Below are 16,143 nucleotides of genomic sequence, written 5' to 3' on the forward strand. Positions count from 1 at the left end.
TGTTCGGGGATTGTTTGAGTGTCCCGTAACGGGGCTTATCTTTAACGCGGACTTAGTTGGAGCGTTTAATATCTTAAAGAAGGTGGCAAAAACCATAACCCCGAACTTGGGCGGTCTTTACGCTCAGAGGAGGGGTAACTGGCCTAAGACCGGGCCAGAGGGGTTAAAAACCCGTTTTAGTTTGGGTTTTAATGAAGCCCCTCAAACCTTCCCGAGTTTGGCGAGGGGTTAAACCGTTGGAACCCTCACCTTTCAATGCAGGGAAGAGGTCAGTCCTAAATAATTTGCTCAGAAGTAAACTAAGCTCGGGAGGATCTTCCATGATACTCGGAATCCACGACGGCCACGACGCAGGAGCGGTTCTCATAGACGGCGGCAAAATTTTCGCTGTGAACGAGGAGCGCTTAAACAGGGTGAAGAAGTACCGCGGCTTCCCTGGGCTGAGTATGAAAAAGGTAATGGAAATGGCAAATGCCTCACCAGAGGATGTTGAAATCATCGCCATCGCTGGCGTCTTTAGAAAGCTCTCCCGTCTTAAAGAGCTCGAGGCTAACCTGAGAGCAGTTTTTGGAGATGACTTCAAGAGGAAGGTTCTCTTTGTCGAGCACCACCTAGCTCACTCCGCTTCCGCTTATTACACCTCGGGCTGGCGAAATGCCCTCGCGGTGAGCATAGACGCAGCAGGTGACGGGCTGAGTTCATCGATCTACGTGGCAAGAGACGGCGAAATGGTTAGAATAGCACAGAGCACTTACATCGACTCCCTTGGCGACTTCTACGCTTCTATAACAGAACTCCTCGGATTCAAGCCGATGCACCACGAGGGCAAGGTGATGAGTTTAGCCGCATACGGGAGGCCAAGCTACGATTTGAGCGGTATACTCGAGTTGAACGGGTTGACCTTCGACAACCATCTCGGGGTTATTGGCGTTGAGGCCACGAGAAAGTTAGCGGAGTTCTTTGGATATCCTCTTCCTAGGACTAAAGAGATAGCAAACCAGATGAAAAGGGGAGGCTTCAACGGCGAACTTCAAAAGAAAGCCATCGAGATAGCCGCCAGTGCACAGGCCCACCTTGAAAAGCTCATTAAGGAGCTGGGCCTCGAACTGAAGGACCATGGTCTTCCAGTGGCATATGCCGGTGGAGTGGCCCAGAACGTCAAGGCCAACGCAACCCTAAGGCACCTCCTTGGGGACGAGAACCTCTGGGTCTTTCCAGCCATGGATGACGGTGGACTGGCCTTCGGTGCGGCGGTTTTCGTTTGGGCACAGATGAAGAGGCTGGATGGAAAGTGGGAGCCATTCAAGCTGGAGCACGTTTATCTAGGACCTGCCTATGGGAAGGATGAAGTGGAAGAGTTTCTGAGAAGAAAAGGGCTTGAGTATGAGGAGGTTGATGTTCCTTCCTTCATTGCGGACGCCCTCACAGAGGGAAAACTCGTCGGTTTCTTCCGGGGGGCGATGGAGTTCGGCCCAAGGGCACTGGGCAACCGTTCGATTCTGGCAGACCCGCGCGATAGCAACATAAGAGAGAGGCTCAATGTCGCGTTGAGGAGGGACGTTTTCCAGCCCTTCGCTCCCTCAATACTCTGGGAGAAAGCTGGGGAATACCTCAAAGACCTAAACGGCAATCCAAACGAGTTCATGACGATGGGCTACACCGCGAGCAGGAAGTTTAAACAGGAAGCACCGGCAGTCATCCACATCGATAATACAACAAGGCCCCAAGCGGTTAGGAGAAAAACAAACCCTATGTATTATTCAATAATTAAAGAATTCAATAAAAAAACTGGCCTCGGTGCGGTGTTAAACACCAGCTTCAACATACACGGTGAGCCGATAGTTTGCTCGCCGGAGGATGCGCTGAAAACTTTCATGAAAGCCGAGCTGGACGTTCTGGTGATTGAGGGATATGCCGTGTTCCAGTAGAACTCTAAGAGAATCAGGCAGATTTTGAGGGGGTGTGGGGGACGTTCCATCCCCCTCAGAAGAGCCACTGGTTCTCAATGCACTCGTCGCACGGTGGCTTCTCACCGGCTATAGCCTTGAACTTCTTGTAGATGCACTCCGGCAGGCCGAGGGGGCAACGGTCAGGGGTAACACCCGGCCTCACCTTGGTCGGGTCGAGCTTTATCTTGATGAAAGCTTCGTACTCCTCGACCTTCTTCCAGGGAAGAACTTTGGCGCCGTAAATTACTAGGTCGTCAAATATCTTCGCGTAGTCGCCGACAACCGCGTTTTCCTTGAGGATAACGTTCTCCCCTACTACCACGCCCTCTCCGAGGATAGTGTCCTTCAGCTCGGAGCGCTCTTTGATAATGTCATTCCCAATGAGTATTGAGTGCTTAAAGTATGCCCTATCCTCAACGATCGTATTGGGGCCGATGTAGGTGTAAGATTTGATCTTAACACCGTGGCCTATCTTGGCTCCTTCATCGATGTAAACCGGCCCCTGGATTTTCACGTCCTCTGGAACCTCTGCCGTTTCCTTTATTACCATGTAACCATTGTCCTTTGCTATCTCGTCCATCGCAATCTGGTGGGCGTAGAATAGGTCTGTTGGAGTGCCCAAATCGACCCAGTAGTACTCGCGCGGCATCTTGTAAGCATAAACCCGACCCGCACCAACGAGTTTCGGAAGGACGTCCCTCTCAAAGTAGACCTCCTTACCCTTCGGAATCTCCTCAAGGATTTTCTTGTTCACGACGTAGAGTCCTGCATCCACGAGGTTTGTCTTTGGTCTGTGTGGCTTCTCCTCGAAGTGGGTCACCTTTCCTTCATCATCAGTCTCAACTACACCGTAGCGCTCCGGATCATAGACTTTGGTAACGGCCACCGTCACAAGCCCGTCGTTCTTTTTGTGGGCGTCTATAAGCTCCTTGAAGTTGAAGCTGGTGAAGACATCGCCGTAGATAACTAGGAAGTCATCACCCACGTAGTCCTCAACGTTCTTAAGCGCACCTCCAGTTTCGAGCGGCATTGGATCATTGACGAAGTGTATATCCTTTGGATAGTCTGCCATCTTCTCATCTATGAATTCCCTTATCTCACCGCGCATGTAATGAACCGAGAGTATGACTTCGTCTATCTCCTGAATCTTCTCGAGACTCTCGAGGAGGTACTGAAGGTTAGGCTTTCCGAGAACCGGGATCATCGGCTTTGGTCGTGTTGATGAGAGGGGCCTTAAGCGGGTGCCGAATCCACCTGCAAGAATAACTGCCTTCATGATATCACCATCTCTATTTCGACCGGGGGTTTTATATATTTTACGGCTATAAAATATATAACCGGCCGGTTACAAATCTAACCGGCGGTGAAATTTAATCCTTAACCTTGAATTCAATTATCTTTAAGTTCCCAGACTTCCGTGGGACAAAGCACTTGCCTCCGCAGATTTTCTTCATTGGGCAGGTTTCACAGGCGGGGGAGGAGCCCTTCTGAACCTCCTCAATGTAGCCAAGGCTCTTTAGTATCTCTATCGCGGCCTCAACATCCTCTTTTTTCATGTTCAGTTCACGTGCTATCTCATCCGGTGTCTTCTTGCCTTCCTTTATGAGATTCAGCACCTTTTCTAGTGTGTTCAACTTCACCACCCCAGTGCAATTCCTATATGCCATAGCAGGATTCCCACCACCGAGGCCACGGTTATCATGTAGGCCGTTGCCAGTGTCGCCCACTTCCAGTTGCTCTCTCCCTTTATGGCACCGATGGTGGCTATGCACGGAATGTAGAGCGTCGTCACTGCTAGGAGCACGTAAGCCTGTAGGGGAGTCATCGCGTTCCTTATGGCCGATTCACTGCCGTAGAGTACTCCATAGGTTGATATGACGTTCTCCTTAGCTATGATTCCAAAGAGCAGGCTCACTGCGGCCTTCCAGTCGAGACCCATTAACCGCATAAACGGCTCGAAGAAGTGCCCTATCTGCTCGGCGTAGCTCCTCCCGGTTCCAACGGGGGCTGGGTAGTTGCTGAGGTACCAGATGAATATTGCCCCGAGCAGGATAACCGTTCCAGCTTTCCGGACGAACTCCTTGCTCCTCTCCCATGAGTGGATGAGCAGGCTCCTCCAGCTGGGTATAAGGTATTCAGGAAGCTCGATGACGAAGGGACTGCTCTCCCCTGAGACGAAGCGGCTCACGAGCCATGCTGAAGCGAGGGCAACCGCGAAGGCCAACATGTAGATGCTCACCGCGACGAGGGCCTTTTCCTTACCAAAGAATATGGCGGATATGAAGCTTATAACGCTCAGCCTCGCGGAGCAGGGGACGAAGGGGTTAACGAACATGGTTACTAACCTGCTCCTCTCATCGTCCAAGTTCCTTGCTGACATTACCGCCGGAACGTTGCACCCGAGACCGAGTATGAGGGGGATTACCGCCTTCCCCGGGAGGCCGAATCTCCTGAGTATCCCTTCCATCAAAACGGCCACCCTCGCCATGTACCCAAGGTCCTCAAGGAAAGTAAGGACGAAGAAGAGGAGGAAGACGAGCGGGAAGAAGCTGAGCACCATTCCAACGCCGCCTATGACTCCGTCCACTATAAGACCCCTAAGGGCTCCGTTGGCTATATGCGGTGCCAGCCAGTTGCCAAAGAGGGTGAACGCATTAGCCAGCCAGTTCTGGATTGGCAAACCGACGGCGAAGGTGAACTTGAAGACACCGTAGAACACCAGGGCTAGGGCTATGAAACCGTAAACGGGGTGGACGAGGAGCCTATCAAGACGGTCGGTAAAGTTATCCCTGGAGGCCTGGCCATAGCGCATGAACTCGTGGGTTAAGCCGTCGATGAACTCGTATTTCTGGCCGGCTATGATGAGGTCCATCGCCTTTCCGTAGCGCTCTTCCACCTCGTTTATGTGCGTCATGACGCTCTCAAGCCCTTCCTCCCCGAGGTAACGTTCGACAAGCTTTATAACCTCATCATCGCGCTGGAGGAGCTTTATCGCCAGCCATCTAAGGGGGTACTTTGCGGCCAGCTTTGTCCCCTCCAGAACCCGGGAGATGTGCTCTATCTCCCTCTCCACTTCAGGGTCGTAGTGAGGGATTATTGGAGTTTCCTTGATTTCACCATGGGCCACTTTCTGCGCTATTTTCTTGAGTTCATCCAGTCCCATACCGTCTTTGGCATCTAGTGGAACGACCGGAACGCCCAGAATCTTGGACATCTTCTCGATGTCGATCACGATGCCCTTCTTCTCCGCCAGGTCGATCTTGTTGAGGGCGATGACCATGTTCCTGAGTCCCATCTCAAATAGTTCCATTGTGAAGTAGAGGTTCCTCAGGATGGAAGTAGAGTCCACGACGTTCACAACGACGTCGGGGTTTCCATTGAGGAGGAAGTTTCTAGCGACGAGTTCGTCAACTGAGTGGGCGGTTAGGGAGTAGGTTCCGGGAAGGTCAACGACGAGAAAGCGCTCACCCTTGTAGTCAAAGGCTCCCTCCTTCTTCTCAACGGTGACGCCAGGCCAGTTACCGACGTGCTGGTGCATCCCGGTTAGGGCATTGAATATCGTTGTTTTGCCGACGTTGGGATTTCCCGCCAGGGCAATAACCTTCATGGCCATGTTATCACCACCTTAAACTTTCCTAACGAGTATCTTGGCAGTCATTCCCTTGCCAACCGCCAGCCTTGTGTTACCTGCCTCCACAACGACAGGGCCAAACTGATGCTTCTCAAGGATCCTTATGATAACCCCTGGAGCAATACCCATGGCGTAGAGCCTGCTCCTCAGTCCTGAACCACCAGCTATGTTAACCACGACTCCTCTTTCCCCAGGTCTCAGTTCAATTAATGGCACAACCATGTTCATCACCGTTAGGCTTTCCTAATCCTAATTCTGAGTTATTTAGAGGACCTTAAAAAGCTTTGGTGAGCCTAAGGAATCTCTCCGGTTCGGAATTCAAAATCTAGAGGTTCTAAGGTATTCCAGTTGGTGCGCTTTGAAAGTTCTGAAAAAGTATTTAAGGATTTGGAGATTATCTAATAATCTAACTGGAGGTGTGTTGTTTATGGTAGAGATCCCACCTAAAGAACCTAAGAAAACATCCTTAGGGATGGATGAGAACGTTGAGGGATTGCTGGCATATCTCCTTGGTGCCCTGACTGGGGTAATCTTCCTAGTGCTTGAGAAGGACAGCGATTTCGTCCGTTTCCACGCAATGCAGTCAACGATATTGTTCATAGGGCTCTGGATTCTCCAGGTTATCCTTGGGGCAATATTCTGGCCGCTTGGAACCCTTGTGGTGTTCATCGAATTCGCCGTGTGGGCTTTTGGCATGGTAAAAGCCTACCAGGGTGAACGCTACAAGTTTCCATACATTGGAGACCTCGCTGAGGGGTGGATGGACAAAATCTGAGCCCAACTTTTTAAAGGCCTGTTTCCTTTTTTCTACATGCCTTCGGTTGAAGATGCTGTAAGAGAACTTCAGAGGTTCTCGCGTGAGTCAGGGATAGATAAAAGGCAAATCCTCATCATGTTCTCAGGCGGAAAGGACAGCTCACTAGCACTCTACTTGCTCAAAGAGGCCGGTTTAAACGTCTCGGCATTGACCTTCTTCCACCGCTGGAGCTGGGGGGAACCACTGAACTGGGCAATGAGATTCACCAGAAAGCTCGGTGTCGAGCACTTTCTGGTCGACATAACGGAGGGCCTCCTTAGGGAGGCAATGGGAAGGAAGGGACCGGTCTGCATTAACTGTAAGAAAGCCATGCTCTGGAACGCCAAGTGGTTCGCGATAAACAACGGCTTCGACATCCTTGTCAAGGGCGACAACGCCAACGACAAAATCATAGGTGCCCTACTGAACCAGTGCAAAGGAGATATAAGGCTCTGCAACATCCCAAAGATTGGAATGCCCATACTGAGGCCCCTGATAAAATACACAGCCGAGGAGGTAAAAGGCCTCACTGAAGAAGCTGGCATAAGACCATACCGCATGTACGAGCACGCAAGGAGACGGCAGTGGCGCGAGGGCTGCCCCCTTCAGTACATAGACCGTGAGGAGATTGTAACGGAGAAGTTGATGGATCTGGTTTATGGGGTGAACTACAAGGTAAGTAGGATAGCCAGAAGGAAAAAGGTTCGCGTCAGCGTCCGCGTTCCTAGCTTTGAGGTGATGTGCTGGGGCTGCGACGAGGAAACGCTCCATGAGGTTAAGTCTGTCATTGAAAGGTTTAAATGATGGTCTCAAATTTTTGAATGGTGATGATATGAAGGTTACGTGCACACCCAACCTGTGCTCATTAACACACATCGGGGCGAGGGAGAACAACGAGGATAACTATGCCGCTGTTAAGCTCAGTGATGCCTACTACATAGCGGTCGCAGACGGTATGGGCGGACACGCCGCGGGTGAGGTTGCCTCCCAAATGGCCGTTGAAACCGTCACAGGTTTTATCCGGGAGAACTACAGGACTGAAATGGACTGGCCCCACCTAAAGTTCCTTCTAAGGCTCTCCCACGAGCTTGCCCACTCCCGGATAATCGAGAATGCCGTTGGCGAAAGGATGGGAATGGGGACAACTCTGATCTCCACCATCATAAGGGGCAATGAGGTCTTCGTGACCAACACGGGAGACAGCAGGGCGGCCCTGATAAGAAGGGGCAAAACCGTCGCCAGAACAATCGATCATTCCTTCGTCCAGAGGCTCATTGAAGAGGGCCAGATAACCGAGGAGGAAGCCTTTGGACATCCCGCATCGAACTATATCACCAGCGCGATAGGCGGGGGAAAGCCGCTCCGAGTTGACCTCTACCACTGGCTGGCGAAGCCAGGGGACGTGCTCCTCATGAGCACCGATGGGCTGCACGACTACGTCCGCTGGAATGAGGTAGAAGCGCTCTCAAAGGGAGGAAGCGCCCGGCAGATAGCCTTTACCCTTCTCAAAAGGGCCCTCGGTGTGACTAGGGACAACGTCACAATAGCCGTCTGGAAGTGGTAGGATGAAACTCCCACCGGGAAAGCTAAGGAACGAGGTTTTAAAAGAGGTAATCTTCCCAAACCTCGGCGTTGAGGATGCCAGAGTGGTCTACGGGCCAAGGGAGGGCTTTGATTCGGCCGTTTTAGAATACGATGAGGAACACTACCTTGTGATTGCCACCGACCCAACACTAGGCGTTCCAAGGGAGGCCTTCGGTTTCTTCATCTACCACTTTGCCGCGAGCGATGTGGCGGTTTTTGGAGCCAGACCGAGGTGGCTCGTCGTTGACCTTCTCTCTCCTCCCGGAACCTCCAAGAGGTTCTTAGAGGATGCGATGAAGGCCCTGAACGAAGAGTGCAGGTATTACGGAAGCACAATAATCGGCGGCCATACCGGCGTTTACCCGAGAGTTTCAGAACCCACAGCTACCACCACGGTGATGGGCCTTGTTAAAAGGGATGGGCTTAAGCTCCCGCTCGCAAAACCTGGCGACAGGATAGTCGTGACGACCAAAGTTGGCCTTGAGTTCGCGGTCTCGGCGGCATATTTTAAGGAGGAGGAACTTTCGAGAGTCATATCCAAGAAGGAACTCATGCGCCTTAAGCGTTCCTTTTACTTTGAGACCGCCGTTTTAGATGCACTGGTTGCAACACCCCTCGTCAGGGGGATGCACGACGCAACTGAAGGCGGCTTAACGGCCCTTCACGAGATAGCGGACAACTCGGGCGTTGGCTTTAGGGTTTATGCCGAGAATTTAGTCATTGACCCTCTCGTTAAGAAGGTTTTGGACTTCTACGGGCTGGAGCCTTGGAGCGTATCCTCGACTGGGACGCTGATAGCAATAACCCCTCCAGAAAAATCTAATGAGCTAATTACAGAGTTAAACAGAAATGGAATCTTAGCGTTTGAGATAGGAGAGTTCACGAAGGACAAGGAGAGGGTTTTAGTTAAAAATGGAGAGGAGAGACCGTTTCCGGAGTTCAAAGAGGATCCCTATATAGGGTTTTATGGGGTATAGGTACAACTCAGATATTTGACCCCAAGCAGTAGAAAATCTCACTTCACCCTGAATCTCAGCAGAGCCGCTAAACCGCCCAGAGCCTTGAGCTTCTCCCCTCCCTCGTGCTCCGAGCTGATAACCACAACCTCGCCGCGCGAGTAACGGACGGCATCCATTAGTCCTTCTATCTTACCCCTGTGCTCTCCTTTAAGGAGTTCATCAAGCACCAAAAGTGTCTCAACCGCCCCGTAGTTTGTCGCCTCCTCAACCTCTTTAAGGCCGTACGCTGACAGGCCATTGTTCCTCGCGATGTTCTCGAGAACCCTCTCGACGAGCTGTATCTCCCTCGCAACGCGGTTCTCGTGGTAGACCTTCTCAACAGTCCCGCGTTTTATGACCTCGTAGATGCCCGTTCTTCCGGTCACACTAGTGTCTTCGATGACGACCTTCTTTGCCAGCTCAGGGTAGCTCTCGCGCAGGAACTTGTGGAAGTCCTCCTTGACAAAGCCGGGGCCGGCAACAATGGCCTTTTCGACGTTCTCGCGGTTCATTATCTCTCCCATAGTTTTTGCAACGTCGTGGAAGAACCTTTTCTCCTCGCTCTCACGGTCGGTGTTGTAGCGCTTCCCACCGAGGTTGTGGTGTATGCTGTTGAGGAGTTCAACCCCGTACTCTCTCACGATCGCCATATCTGCCTCACCGTCGTCGATGACGACTATCATCACCCTCGCCCTTTTGGAAGCCTCAACGGCCTCATTTAACCTTTCTATGTGGTGCTCCTTCCAGTGGGGCTTCTCTATCGTTACGACCGTTCCCTCTTCAATCGCTATCGTGTGATACTTGCCGAGGGGAACATCCTCCCTGCTAGCGTAAATTATTGGCCCCGTAACCCTAACCTGGTTGGCAAACTTATGGAAGTTTATCTTCTCGGCTTTAACGCCGAGGAAGACCGGGATGACCTCGACCTTTTCAGCACGGAGTGAGTCGCTCCTCTGGCTCTGCTTGCGGAGAGTTTTGGCATAAACAACGTCACCGGGGTCAATTATATGATAAAGGTGCCAGAGATCATCCAAAGTCTCGGCCTTAACCTTCATCTTGCCCTCCCTGACGTCCTGGTGGATTATCTGCACCCTCTTACCCCCCTAGAAAGAATGGAGAAGGCGTTTAAAAAGATGATAGTTACATAAAGCCCTTCATCATTCTGAACGTGTTAAGCTTGTATTTGATCTCAATGTGCCTCATTCCAAGAGTGCGCATAAGAAGGGAGTTTGCCTTGGCTCCCATGCGCATTATTTCGTCTCCCCGGTACTTTATTATCACCGTCTTGCCCTGGGATGCAAGATCCTCAGCGTAGAGCTTCATACTGTTTATCATCTTCTTTTTCTCTTCCGTGTCATCCTCTTCCGATCCCATGAGGGGTGAAATCACGGCCATCAACTTCCTCATCTTTTCCGGGTCGTGGATGTCCATTATGACATCCTCTCTAGTTAACGTAAAAGAGTCCTCTCCAACTGATATCGTAACCGAACCGCTGTGGATAGCATTCTGGAAGTTTAGTAAGATTCTAAAAAGGGAATGAATGTCCATGGAACCACCGCTTCATCCCTTTTTGAGAGGCTCGACCCTGAACCTTACTTCACCGTCCATTTTGAAATCTCTGAAGCTCATCCTTACCTCGTTTTCGCTCAGAACCTGCAATATAACTTCCACAAGCCCCAGCCCAGACTTTGAGATACTGGACATAGAAGAAAAATTGATTCCAGATTCGTTCATCTTTTCCATTCCCTCTCCAATACCGCTAACCGACACGGTACCACCCCCTTTTTTCTAACGTTCTCTTAGGTAAACTTGCGACAGAGTGTTTTTAAAATTTATTGAGAAGAGGTTAGAAAAAGGGTCAGATAAGTTCCCTTTCCGTCTTGGTCAGCCTTCTCGCACCGTTCTCCGTGATGACTATAGTGTCCTCTATGCGAACTCCACCAAACTTCGGCAGGTAGATGCCCGGCTCGACGGTTACCACCATTCCGGGTTTGAGAAGCGTCTCGTCAAACTGGCTCACCCTCGGCCACTCGTGTATCTCCAGCCCAACGCCGTGCCCCGTTGAGTGAATAAAGTAATCGCCGTAGCCGTACTCCGCTATGACGTTCCTGGCGATGGTGTCAATCTCCTTTGCTGTTATTCCCGGTCTTGCCGCTTCGACGCCCTTTTTCTGGGCCTCGAGGACGATCTCATAGATTTCCCTCTGCTTTTCATTTGGCGAACCGACGACGATTGTGCGCGTCATATCCGAGTGGTAGTGCCTGTAAAGTGCCCCCTCATCGATAACGACGAGGTCGCCCTTATCTATCCTCTTGTCGCTTGCTATTCCGTGGGGTAAAGCGGAACGCCATCCGCTTGCGATTATTGTGTCAAAGGCCGGCTTCTCGGCACCGTTCATCTTCATGACGTACTCCATCTTTGCCGCTATCTCCCTCTCGCGCTTGCCCTCGCTTATCTCCTCCAGAGCGGCCATCATGGCCTGGTCTGCTATCCCACAGGCGGCCTCAATCATCTTTATTTCCTCGGGTGTCTTGATTATGCGAAGCTCCTTGATAACCTCGTCCACGGCTATGAAGTCCTCGACGCCAGCATTCTCTTTGAGGGTCTGAAGCGTTGAAAAGCTCGTTTTTCCCTCTATACCAAGTTTCCTGAGTTTAAATGAAGAAAGTCTCTCGTAAAGCTCTTTTCCAGTCTTAAACTTCTCAACTGGTACCTTCGATGTCCTCATAGCTTCCTCGTATTCAAGCTCCGGAACAATGAAGACCGCGTCGTCCAGAGTAACGACGAGGTAGCCCCCCAAGACGGGGGAGGAACCTGTAAAGTAGAAGAGGTTCTCATGGGACATCATGAGAACACCGTTGAGTTCCTTTTCCGCTATAAAATCTCTGAGCTTTTCAATCCTCATCCACACCACCGCTCATAGTTGGCAACTGGGGATAAAACCCTTTCGGGCGGAAGCATTATAACTTCGGACGGCCTTATCCTTAAACATGGCAGTTTATCTCTTCGACTTCGATGGAACACTTGTCGACAGCACCGGAGCGGTGGAAAAGGCCCTCAGACTGGCCATTGAGAAAACCATCCCTGCCGTGATTGAGAGCGACCTCTACGACGAGTACTACAAGGCTCTCTTCCTATTCATCAAGGGCAAGCTGACCTATCAGTACCTAGGTGTCATACACGAGCTCGTAGCCCAAGGCACGATACACGAGTATTACAAGCTGATGCCTAGGTACATCAGGGATTTCCCGTTCGCGAGACAGCTTGTGAAGACGCTTAGAAAGCGCGGTCGCTACGTCATCAGCTTCTCGGGAGAACACACTTATCCCGGCGGCAAGGTCATATTCATGAAGAAAACGAACTGGTACGACGAGTTCGACGAGGTTATAACCTTCAGGGGCACGAAGGACATGCTAACGAAGTTCCAGACCCTTAGGGAGCTTTATCCCGATGAACCCTTTGTCTGGGTGGATGACAGCCCGAGCAGGTTTACCTACATCCTCGACGAGAACACCCTCCTCATCCAGAAAGCCTCCCCCCACAAGAGCGATGTCGCGCTCCTCTTCGACAGGCAGAACTTTATAAAAATCAAACCCCTCCGTGAGGTTCTTGAGATAGATGAGGGACTGATGGACTTCGAGAACAAAACTTAAAAATTGAGAAGGAACCATCAAAACGGCAGGACTCAGGAGAAAGGTGCTCATCCTTCCTACGCCAAGACAAAAGAGCATCAGGACAACAATCACATGATTATGAAGCCTCTCAGGATAGACGACGGGAACGAGGCGTCGAGGCTGACCGGCAGGAAGATGTTCGGAAAGGTTCTCAAGCCCCACGGCAATCGCGGCGAGGTCAAGGCCTACTTCAGGCCGGGCCTTCCTAGTCAGGCCCTTGGGGACTACGTTGAGATTCTCTAATCCAAAACCCTTTAAACACCCCACCTTTTCTTTTCCAGGTGAGAGGATGGAGTTCGTTGAGGTGAGAGAAGGTCTAGCGAGGATACTAGTTCCAAGGGCGGAGAGAATATACGACGCTCCCGTCTTCTATAACCCTGTGATGTCTCTCAACAGGGACATAAGCGTCTTAGCAGTCAAGCTCCTCCACTCTAGGAGGGTTCTCGACGCACTCTCAGCAACCGGAATCCGGGGTATCCGCTACGCCCTTGAAACTCCTGTGGAGGAGGCCTGGCTCAACGACATCAGCGAGGATGCCTTCAAGCTCATACTGAAGAATGTAGAACTGAATCTCGGCGTTGATGGCAAACAGCTTGGCGAAAAACGAGTGGCCTTTAAAGGTGAGAAAGCCCTCGTGGTAAACCAAGGCGACGCCAACAGGCTGATGGCCGAGAACTTCCGCTACTTTGACTTCCTTGACTTAGACCCCTTCGGCTCGCCGATCGAGTTTCTTGACACAGCTTTGAGGAGCGTGAAGCGGAAGGGTGTTCTGGCCATTACCGCCACAGATACCGGTGTCCTCTGCGGAGCCTACAGACATGCTTGCCTGCGCAAATACCTAGCGGAGCCGATAAGGGGAGAACTATGCCACGAGGCAGGGCTTAGAATTCTAATCGGAACCGTTGTTAGGTACGCGGTCAAGTACGACCTCGGCATTGATGTTCTATTAGCTTACCACCGTGACCACTACTTCCGGGCCTTCCTCAGACTGAAGAGCGGCGCGAGGAAAGCCGATAAAAGCCTTTCCCAGCTCGGCTATCTGTGGCAGGGGGAGAACGGAGAGTTTGAGTACTCAGAGGGGGTTTTACCGGAGAGACCAAAGGCACACGGTCCCCTCTGGCTTGGTTCACTGAAGGAGAAAGAATTCGTTGATAGGCTACACAAAGAAGCCAAAAACCATCCCCTAGCCCACAAAAAGACCCTCCAGTTCCTTGGACTCCTAACCGAAGAACTGGACGTCCCGTTCCTCTATGACACCCACGCCCTAGCGAGGAGAAATGGCCTGCAGGCAAGAAAGCTCGCGGCAATGATTGAAATCCTCTTGGAAGAGGGTTACAGGGCAACGAGGACGCACTTCTCACCGAAGGCGCTCAAGACGGACGCGCCCTTCGAGGAGGTTCTTGGTGCCTTAAGGAGGCTCCAGTAAAAGGGAGAGTCATTGGAGTCAGAGGCCAAGAAGTAAGTGCAAGGCTGTTTTCAGTGGCTATTTTAGGAGGGGGTACTTGGGGAACATCAATCACACGACAATACTAACCAAAAGAAGCTCACACCTTTACGTGCTTCCACTTCCCCCTTCTGAAGGCCCACCAGAAGAACCCTGCGGTGATAAAGGTCTCGAAGCTCATCGCTATCCATGCCGCTATGACGCCAAGCCCCTCAAAGTGAATCGGCCCCACTGTGAAGCCGAAACCAAGGAGGTAAGCCGGCACTATTCTAAAGAGGAGCTTGTTGATGGCTGTTATGTACATCGGCGTCTTCGTATCTCCAGCTCCCCTAAGGGCACCGCTGAGAACGAAGAGCCAGCCGAGCGGAACCTCACTTGTCCCGACGATTATGAGGTAAATACTGGCCAGGTGAAGAATCTCCGCATAGTGCGGATCCGCTGGGTCAATGAAGGGCATCACAAGATAACGCGGGAAGAAGACGATGATGGCGGCCATCACACCCATGAACAGGCCAACCATCTTGAGGGCCTCGTAGACGAAGCGCTCCGCCTTCTCCGGCTTTCCTTCGCCGAGGCTCTGACCTACTAGAGCGGAGGCGGCAACGTTGAAGCCGAAGGCGGGCATGTAGGCTATGCTCTCAACGCGCAGGCCGACCTGATGAGCGGCCAAGGCCACCGTTCCGAAGCGGGTGACGATGCTCATGTAGAGGAAGCTGTAAAAGCTGAAGAGACTCCTCTCAACCATCGTCGGGAGGCCTATGCGCAGGATTCTCTTCGCCATCTCAGGATGGAAGCTCCAGCTTGGTCTAAACGTGAGAACAAGCCTTCCGCGCCAGAGGAGGTAGAGGACTATCAACATTGATGTTGTTATCCCTATTCCAGATGCCCAAGCGGCTCCAACCGCCCCAAGCCGCGGGAAGCCCAGCTTTCCGTAGATCAGAAGGTAGTCAAAGACGGCGTTGATGATGTTCATGAGAATGCCGAGCTTCATCGGGGTTCTAGTATCCCCCGCCCCCCTTAGGGCGGAGTAGGCGGTGAAGCCGACAAATCTCACCGGATAGAAGGCAAAAACGACCTTGATGTAGGCGTAACCAAGTTCAACGACACCCTGTTTGGCACCCATTATCCGCAGGATGTCAGCCCCGAAGAACCAACCGAAGAGCATGACCGGGATTCCAAGGAGGAAGGCCAGGTAAAGGCTCTGCTCCAAGGCGAGAATGGCATTGGCATCGTCTTTTGAGCCGATGAAGCGGGCAACTAAGGCAAGCGTTCCGGTGGCAACTGCCGCCATTATCGGCATCATAAACCAGCTGACCTGGCCCCCGAGTCCGACCGCGGCGATGGCGAGGGCACCGAGGTGGCCGACCATTATCATGTCCACTAAATTGAGCAGCGTTTGGGATATGTTGCCAGTTATGGCGGGCCACGCTAAAGCCCAGAGCCTTCGCTGGTTCTCGTTGAGGTGAACCATTAAAACGCCCCTCTAAACGGTTAGAGAGGAGTCTATGTTAATAAGGGTTGTGGTACGGTCGGTTAGAAAAGACCCAGAGAACCAGCGAAGAAAAGGAAAGGGGTCAGTACTTGAGGTTCCTCTTCTTCTTCCACTTGTGGGACCAGCTGTACTTCCTCATGCGCTTGCTTCTACCGAAGCCGCAGGCGGCGCAGTAGCCCTTCTGGACGTTGAAGGCGCGCCTTCCGCAACGCCTGCACCTAATGTGAGTTGGAGTATGGTTCCTCTTGCCCTTCGGCTCCGTTCCGGCTCCCATCGTATCACCCCGCTAATCTCACTCAAGCTCAACCGGGGAGATAGCCAAGACGTTGTCTCCCCTGATGACGATTTTACCGTACCTCTTAACCTCCTCACCGTCGCTTATGAGCGATGCATCGGCGAGGACGACGTTCAGGTGGATGTCGTAACCGATGAGCTTGCCCCTGAACTCGGAACCCCTCTTCAGGAGCACGAGGACATCCTTGTCAAGGGACTTGTGTATAACGTCAAGTGGTCTTTCCGCCATTTTCACGCACCTCCAAACAATCAAAGCTCATAGCGATAACTGGGAAAACGGT

General features: G+C 51.8%; 19 protein-coding genes and 1 pseudogene. 9 read left to right on the plus strand and 11 right to left on the minus strand.

Features of this window, described 5'->3' with window-relative positions; translation table 11 throughout:
- Positions 1 to 232, plus strand: a pseudogene (locus MV421_RS01440) (RNA-guided endonuclease TnpB family protein); the annotation flags it as partial.
- Positions 233 to 320: 88 nt separating this feature from the next.
- Complete coding sequence (locus MV421_RS01445; protein WP_297421260.1) at positions 321 to 1,928, plus strand: carbamoyltransferase; 1,608 nt, start codon at positions 321 to 323, stop codon at positions 1,926 to 1,928.
- Positions 1,929 to 1,983: 55 nt separating this feature from the next.
- On the opposite strand, the gene MV421_RS01450 is transcribed toward MV421_RS01445, so the two are convergent.
- The 4 genes from MV421_RS01450 to MV421_RS01465 form a co-directional block, all read right to left on the minus strand.
- Positions 1,984 to 3,225: an NDP-sugar synthase gene (locus tag MV421_RS01450; RefSeq protein ID WP_297421258.1), complete on the minus strand. Its 1,242-nt coding sequence runs from the start codon at positions 3,223 to 3,225 to the stop codon at positions 1,984 to 1,986.
- A 94-nt stretch (positions 3,226 to 3,319) separates the two neighbouring features.
- Entirely contained in the window at positions 3,320 to 3,589 is a 270-nt protein-coding gene (locus tag MV421_RS01455) for a DNA-binding protein (protein WP_366938891.1), read from the minus strand.
- The gene (gene feoB / locus MV421_RS01460) at positions 3,586 to 5,562 is read right to left on the minus strand and encodes a ferrous iron transport protein B (protein WP_297421256.1); all 1,977 of its coding nucleotides are present in this window, start codon (positions 5,560 to 5,562) and stop codon (positions 3,586 to 3,588) included. The genes MV421_RS01455 and feoB overlap by 4 nt, the downstream gene beginning before the upstream one ends.
- Positions 5,563 to 5,574: 12 nt before the next feature.
- Entirely contained in the window at positions 5,575 to 5,808 is a 234-nt protein-coding gene (locus MV421_RS01465) for a FeoA family protein (protein WP_366938890.1), read from the minus strand.
- 199 nt (positions 5,809 to 6,007) lie between these two features.
- Between MV421_RS01465 and MV421_RS01470 the strand changes: the two genes are divergently transcribed.
- The 4 genes from MV421_RS01470 to MV421_RS01485 are packed head-to-tail and all read left to right on the plus strand — an operon-like array spanning position 6,008 to position 8,937.
- On the plus strand, positions 6,008 to 6,355 hold the full coding sequence (locus MV421_RS01470; RefSeq protein WP_297421254.1) for a DUF4870 domain-containing protein: 348 nt from the start codon (positions 6,008 to 6,010) through the stop codon (positions 6,353 to 6,355).
- Positions 6,356 to 6,391: 36 nt separating this feature from the next.
- Complete coding sequence (locus MV421_RS01475) at positions 6,392 to 7,180, plus strand: 7-cyano-7-deazaguanine synthase (RefSeq protein WP_297421252.1); 789 nt, start codon at positions 6,392 to 6,394, stop codon at positions 7,178 to 7,180.
- A gap of 28 nt (positions 7,181 to 7,208) precedes the next feature.
- Positions 7,209 to 7,940 (plus strand): protein phosphatase 2C domain-containing protein, encoded by a 732-nt coding sequence (locus MV421_RS01480; protein WP_297421250.1) that lies wholly within the window; start codon positions 7,209 to 7,211, stop codon positions 7,938 to 7,940.
- 1 nt (position 7,941) lies between these two features.
- Positions 7,942 to 8,937 carry an AIR synthase family protein gene (locus tag MV421_RS01485; protein ID WP_297421248.1) on the plus strand — a complete coding sequence of 332 codons (996 nt, stop codon included), beginning with the start codon at positions 7,942 to 7,944 and terminating at the stop codon, positions 8,935 to 8,937.
- Positions 8,938 to 8,975: 38 nt separating this feature from the next.
- Here MV421_RS01485 and MV421_RS01490 read toward each other — a convergent pair whose 3' ends face one another.
- From MV421_RS01490 to pepQ, 4 genes are all read right to left on the minus strand, one after another.
- Positions 8,976 to 10,049: an mRNA surveillance protein pelota gene (locus MV421_RS01490; RefSeq protein WP_297421246.1), complete on the minus strand. Its 1,074-nt coding sequence runs from the start codon at positions 10,047 to 10,049 to the stop codon at positions 8,976 to 8,978.
- A 49-nt stretch (positions 10,050 to 10,098) separates the two neighbouring features.
- Complete coding sequence (locus MV421_RS01495; protein ID WP_297421244.1) at positions 10,099 to 10,506, minus strand: hypothetical protein; 408 nt, start codon at positions 10,504 to 10,506, stop codon at positions 10,099 to 10,101.
- A 12-nt stretch (positions 10,507 to 10,518) separates the two neighbouring features.
- Positions 10,519 to 10,701: a hypothetical protein gene (locus MV421_RS01500; protein ID WP_297421242.1), complete on the minus strand. Its 183-nt coding sequence runs from the start codon at positions 10,699 to 10,701 to the stop codon at positions 10,519 to 10,521.
- A gap of 115 nt (positions 10,702 to 10,816) precedes the next feature.
- Positions 10,817 to 11,869, minus strand: coding sequence for a Xaa-Pro dipeptidase PepQ (gene pepQ, locus MV421_RS01505; protein ID WP_297421299.1), 1,053 nt, complete (start codon positions 11,867 to 11,869; stop codon positions 10,817 to 10,819).
- Between the two features lie 79 nt (positions 11,870 to 11,948).
- Between pepQ and MV421_RS01510 the strand changes: the two genes are divergently transcribed.
- From MV421_RS01510 to MV421_RS01520, 3 genes are read left to right on the plus strand one after another with little or no spacing between them, the layout of a single operon-like run.
- Positions 11,949 to 12,611 (plus strand): haloacid dehalogenase, encoded by a 663-nt coding sequence (locus MV421_RS01510; RefSeq protein ID WP_297421240.1) that lies wholly within the window; start codon positions 11,949 to 11,951, stop codon positions 12,609 to 12,611.
- A 3-nt stretch (positions 12,612 to 12,614) separates the two neighbouring features.
- Positions 12,615 to 12,875 (plus strand): 50S ribosomal protein L35ae, encoded by a 261-nt coding sequence (locus tag MV421_RS01515; RefSeq protein WP_297421238.1) that lies wholly within the window; start codon positions 12,615 to 12,617, stop codon positions 12,873 to 12,875.
- Between the two features lie 46 nt (positions 12,876 to 12,921).
- On the plus strand, positions 12,922 to 14,058 hold the full coding sequence (locus tag MV421_RS01520) for a tRNA (guanine(10)-N(2))-dimethyltransferase (protein ID WP_297421236.1): 1,137 nt from the start codon (positions 12,922 to 12,924) through the stop codon (positions 14,056 to 14,058).
- Positions 14,059 to 14,176: 118 nt separating this feature from the next.
- Here the strand turns inward: MV421_RS01520 and MV421_RS01525 are convergent, their stop codons facing one another.
- From MV421_RS01525 to MV421_RS01535, 3 genes are all read right to left on the minus strand, one after another.
- Entirely contained in the window at positions 14,177 to 15,547 is a 1,371-nt protein-coding gene (locus tag MV421_RS01525) for an MATE family efflux transporter (protein ID WP_297503536.1), read from the minus strand.
- A gap of 103 nt (positions 15,548 to 15,650) precedes the next feature.
- Complete coding sequence (locus MV421_RS01530; protein WP_297503534.1) at positions 15,651 to 15,842, minus strand: 50S ribosomal protein L37e; 192 nt, start codon at positions 15,840 to 15,842, stop codon at positions 15,651 to 15,653.
- Between the two features lie 18 nt (positions 15,843 to 15,860).
- Positions 15,861 to 16,091, minus strand: a complete 231-nt coding sequence (locus MV421_RS01535; protein WP_297503532.1) for an LSm family protein — start codon at positions 16,089 to 16,091, stop codon at positions 15,861 to 15,863.
- Positions 16,092 to 16,143: the final 52 nt, after the last annotated feature.

This window comes from Thermococcus sp. (genome assembly GCF_027023865.1).
GTDB lineage: Archaea > Methanobacteriota_B > Thermococci > Thermococcales > Thermococcaceae > Thermococcus.

Bases quoted from the DNA above. Each gene is read 5' to 3' on its own strand.
- MV421_RS01445 (WP_297421260.1), top strand. From the start codon at position 321: ATGATACTCGGAATCCACGACGGCCACGACGCAGGAGCGGTTCTCATA.
- MV421_RS01450 (WP_297421258.1), bottom strand. From the start codon at position 3,225: ATGAAGGCAGTTATTCTTGCAGGTGGATTCGGCACCCGCTTAAGGCCC.
- feoB (WP_297421256.1), bottom strand. From the start codon at position 5,562: ATGGCCATGAAGGTTATTGCCCTGGCGGGAAATCCCAACGTCGGCAAA.
- MV421_RS01465 (WP_366938890.1), bottom strand. From the start codon at position 5,808: ATGAACATGGTTGTGCCATTAATTGAACTGAGACCTGGGGAAAGAGGA.
- MV421_RS01470 (WP_297421254.1), top strand. From the start codon at position 6,008: ATGGTAGAGATCCCACCTAAAGAACCTAAGAAAACATCCTTAGGGATG.
- MV421_RS01475 (WP_297421252.1), top strand. From the start codon at position 6,392: ATGCCTTCGGTTGAAGATGCTGTAAGAGAACTTCAGAGGTTCTCGCGT.
- MV421_RS01480 (WP_297421250.1), top strand. From the start codon at position 7,209: ATGAAGGTTACGTGCACACCCAACCTGTGCTCATTAACACACATCGGG.
- MV421_RS01485 (WP_297421248.1), top strand. From the start codon at position 7,942: ATGAAACTCCCACCGGGAAAGCTAAGGAACGAGGTTTTAAAAGAGGTA.
- MV421_RS01495 (WP_297421244.1), bottom strand. From the start codon at position 10,506: ATGGACATTCATTCCCTTTTTAGAATCTTACTAAACTTCCAGAATGCT.
- MV421_RS01500 (WP_297421242.1), bottom strand. From the start codon at position 10,701: ATGGAAAAGATGAACGAATCTGGAATCAATTTTTCTTCTATGTCCAGT.
- MV421_RS01510 (WP_297421240.1), top strand. From the start codon at position 11,949: ATGGCAGTTTATCTCTTCGACTTCGATGGAACACTTGTCGACAGCACC.
- MV421_RS01520 (WP_297421236.1), top strand. From the start codon at position 12,922: ATGGAGTTCGTTGAGGTGAGAGAAGGTCTAGCGAGGATACTAGTTCCA.
- MV421_RS01525 (WP_297503536.1), bottom strand. From the start codon at position 15,547: ATGGTTCACCTCAACGAGAACCAGCGAAGGCTCTGGGCTTTAGCGTGG.
- MV421_RS01530 (WP_297503534.1), bottom strand. From the start codon at position 15,842: ATGGGAGCCGGAACGGAGCCGAAGGGCAAGAGGAACCATACTCCAACT.
- MV421_RS01535 (WP_297503532.1), bottom strand. From the start codon at position 16,091: ATGGCGGAAAGACCACTTGACGTTATACACAAGTCCCTTGACAAGGAT.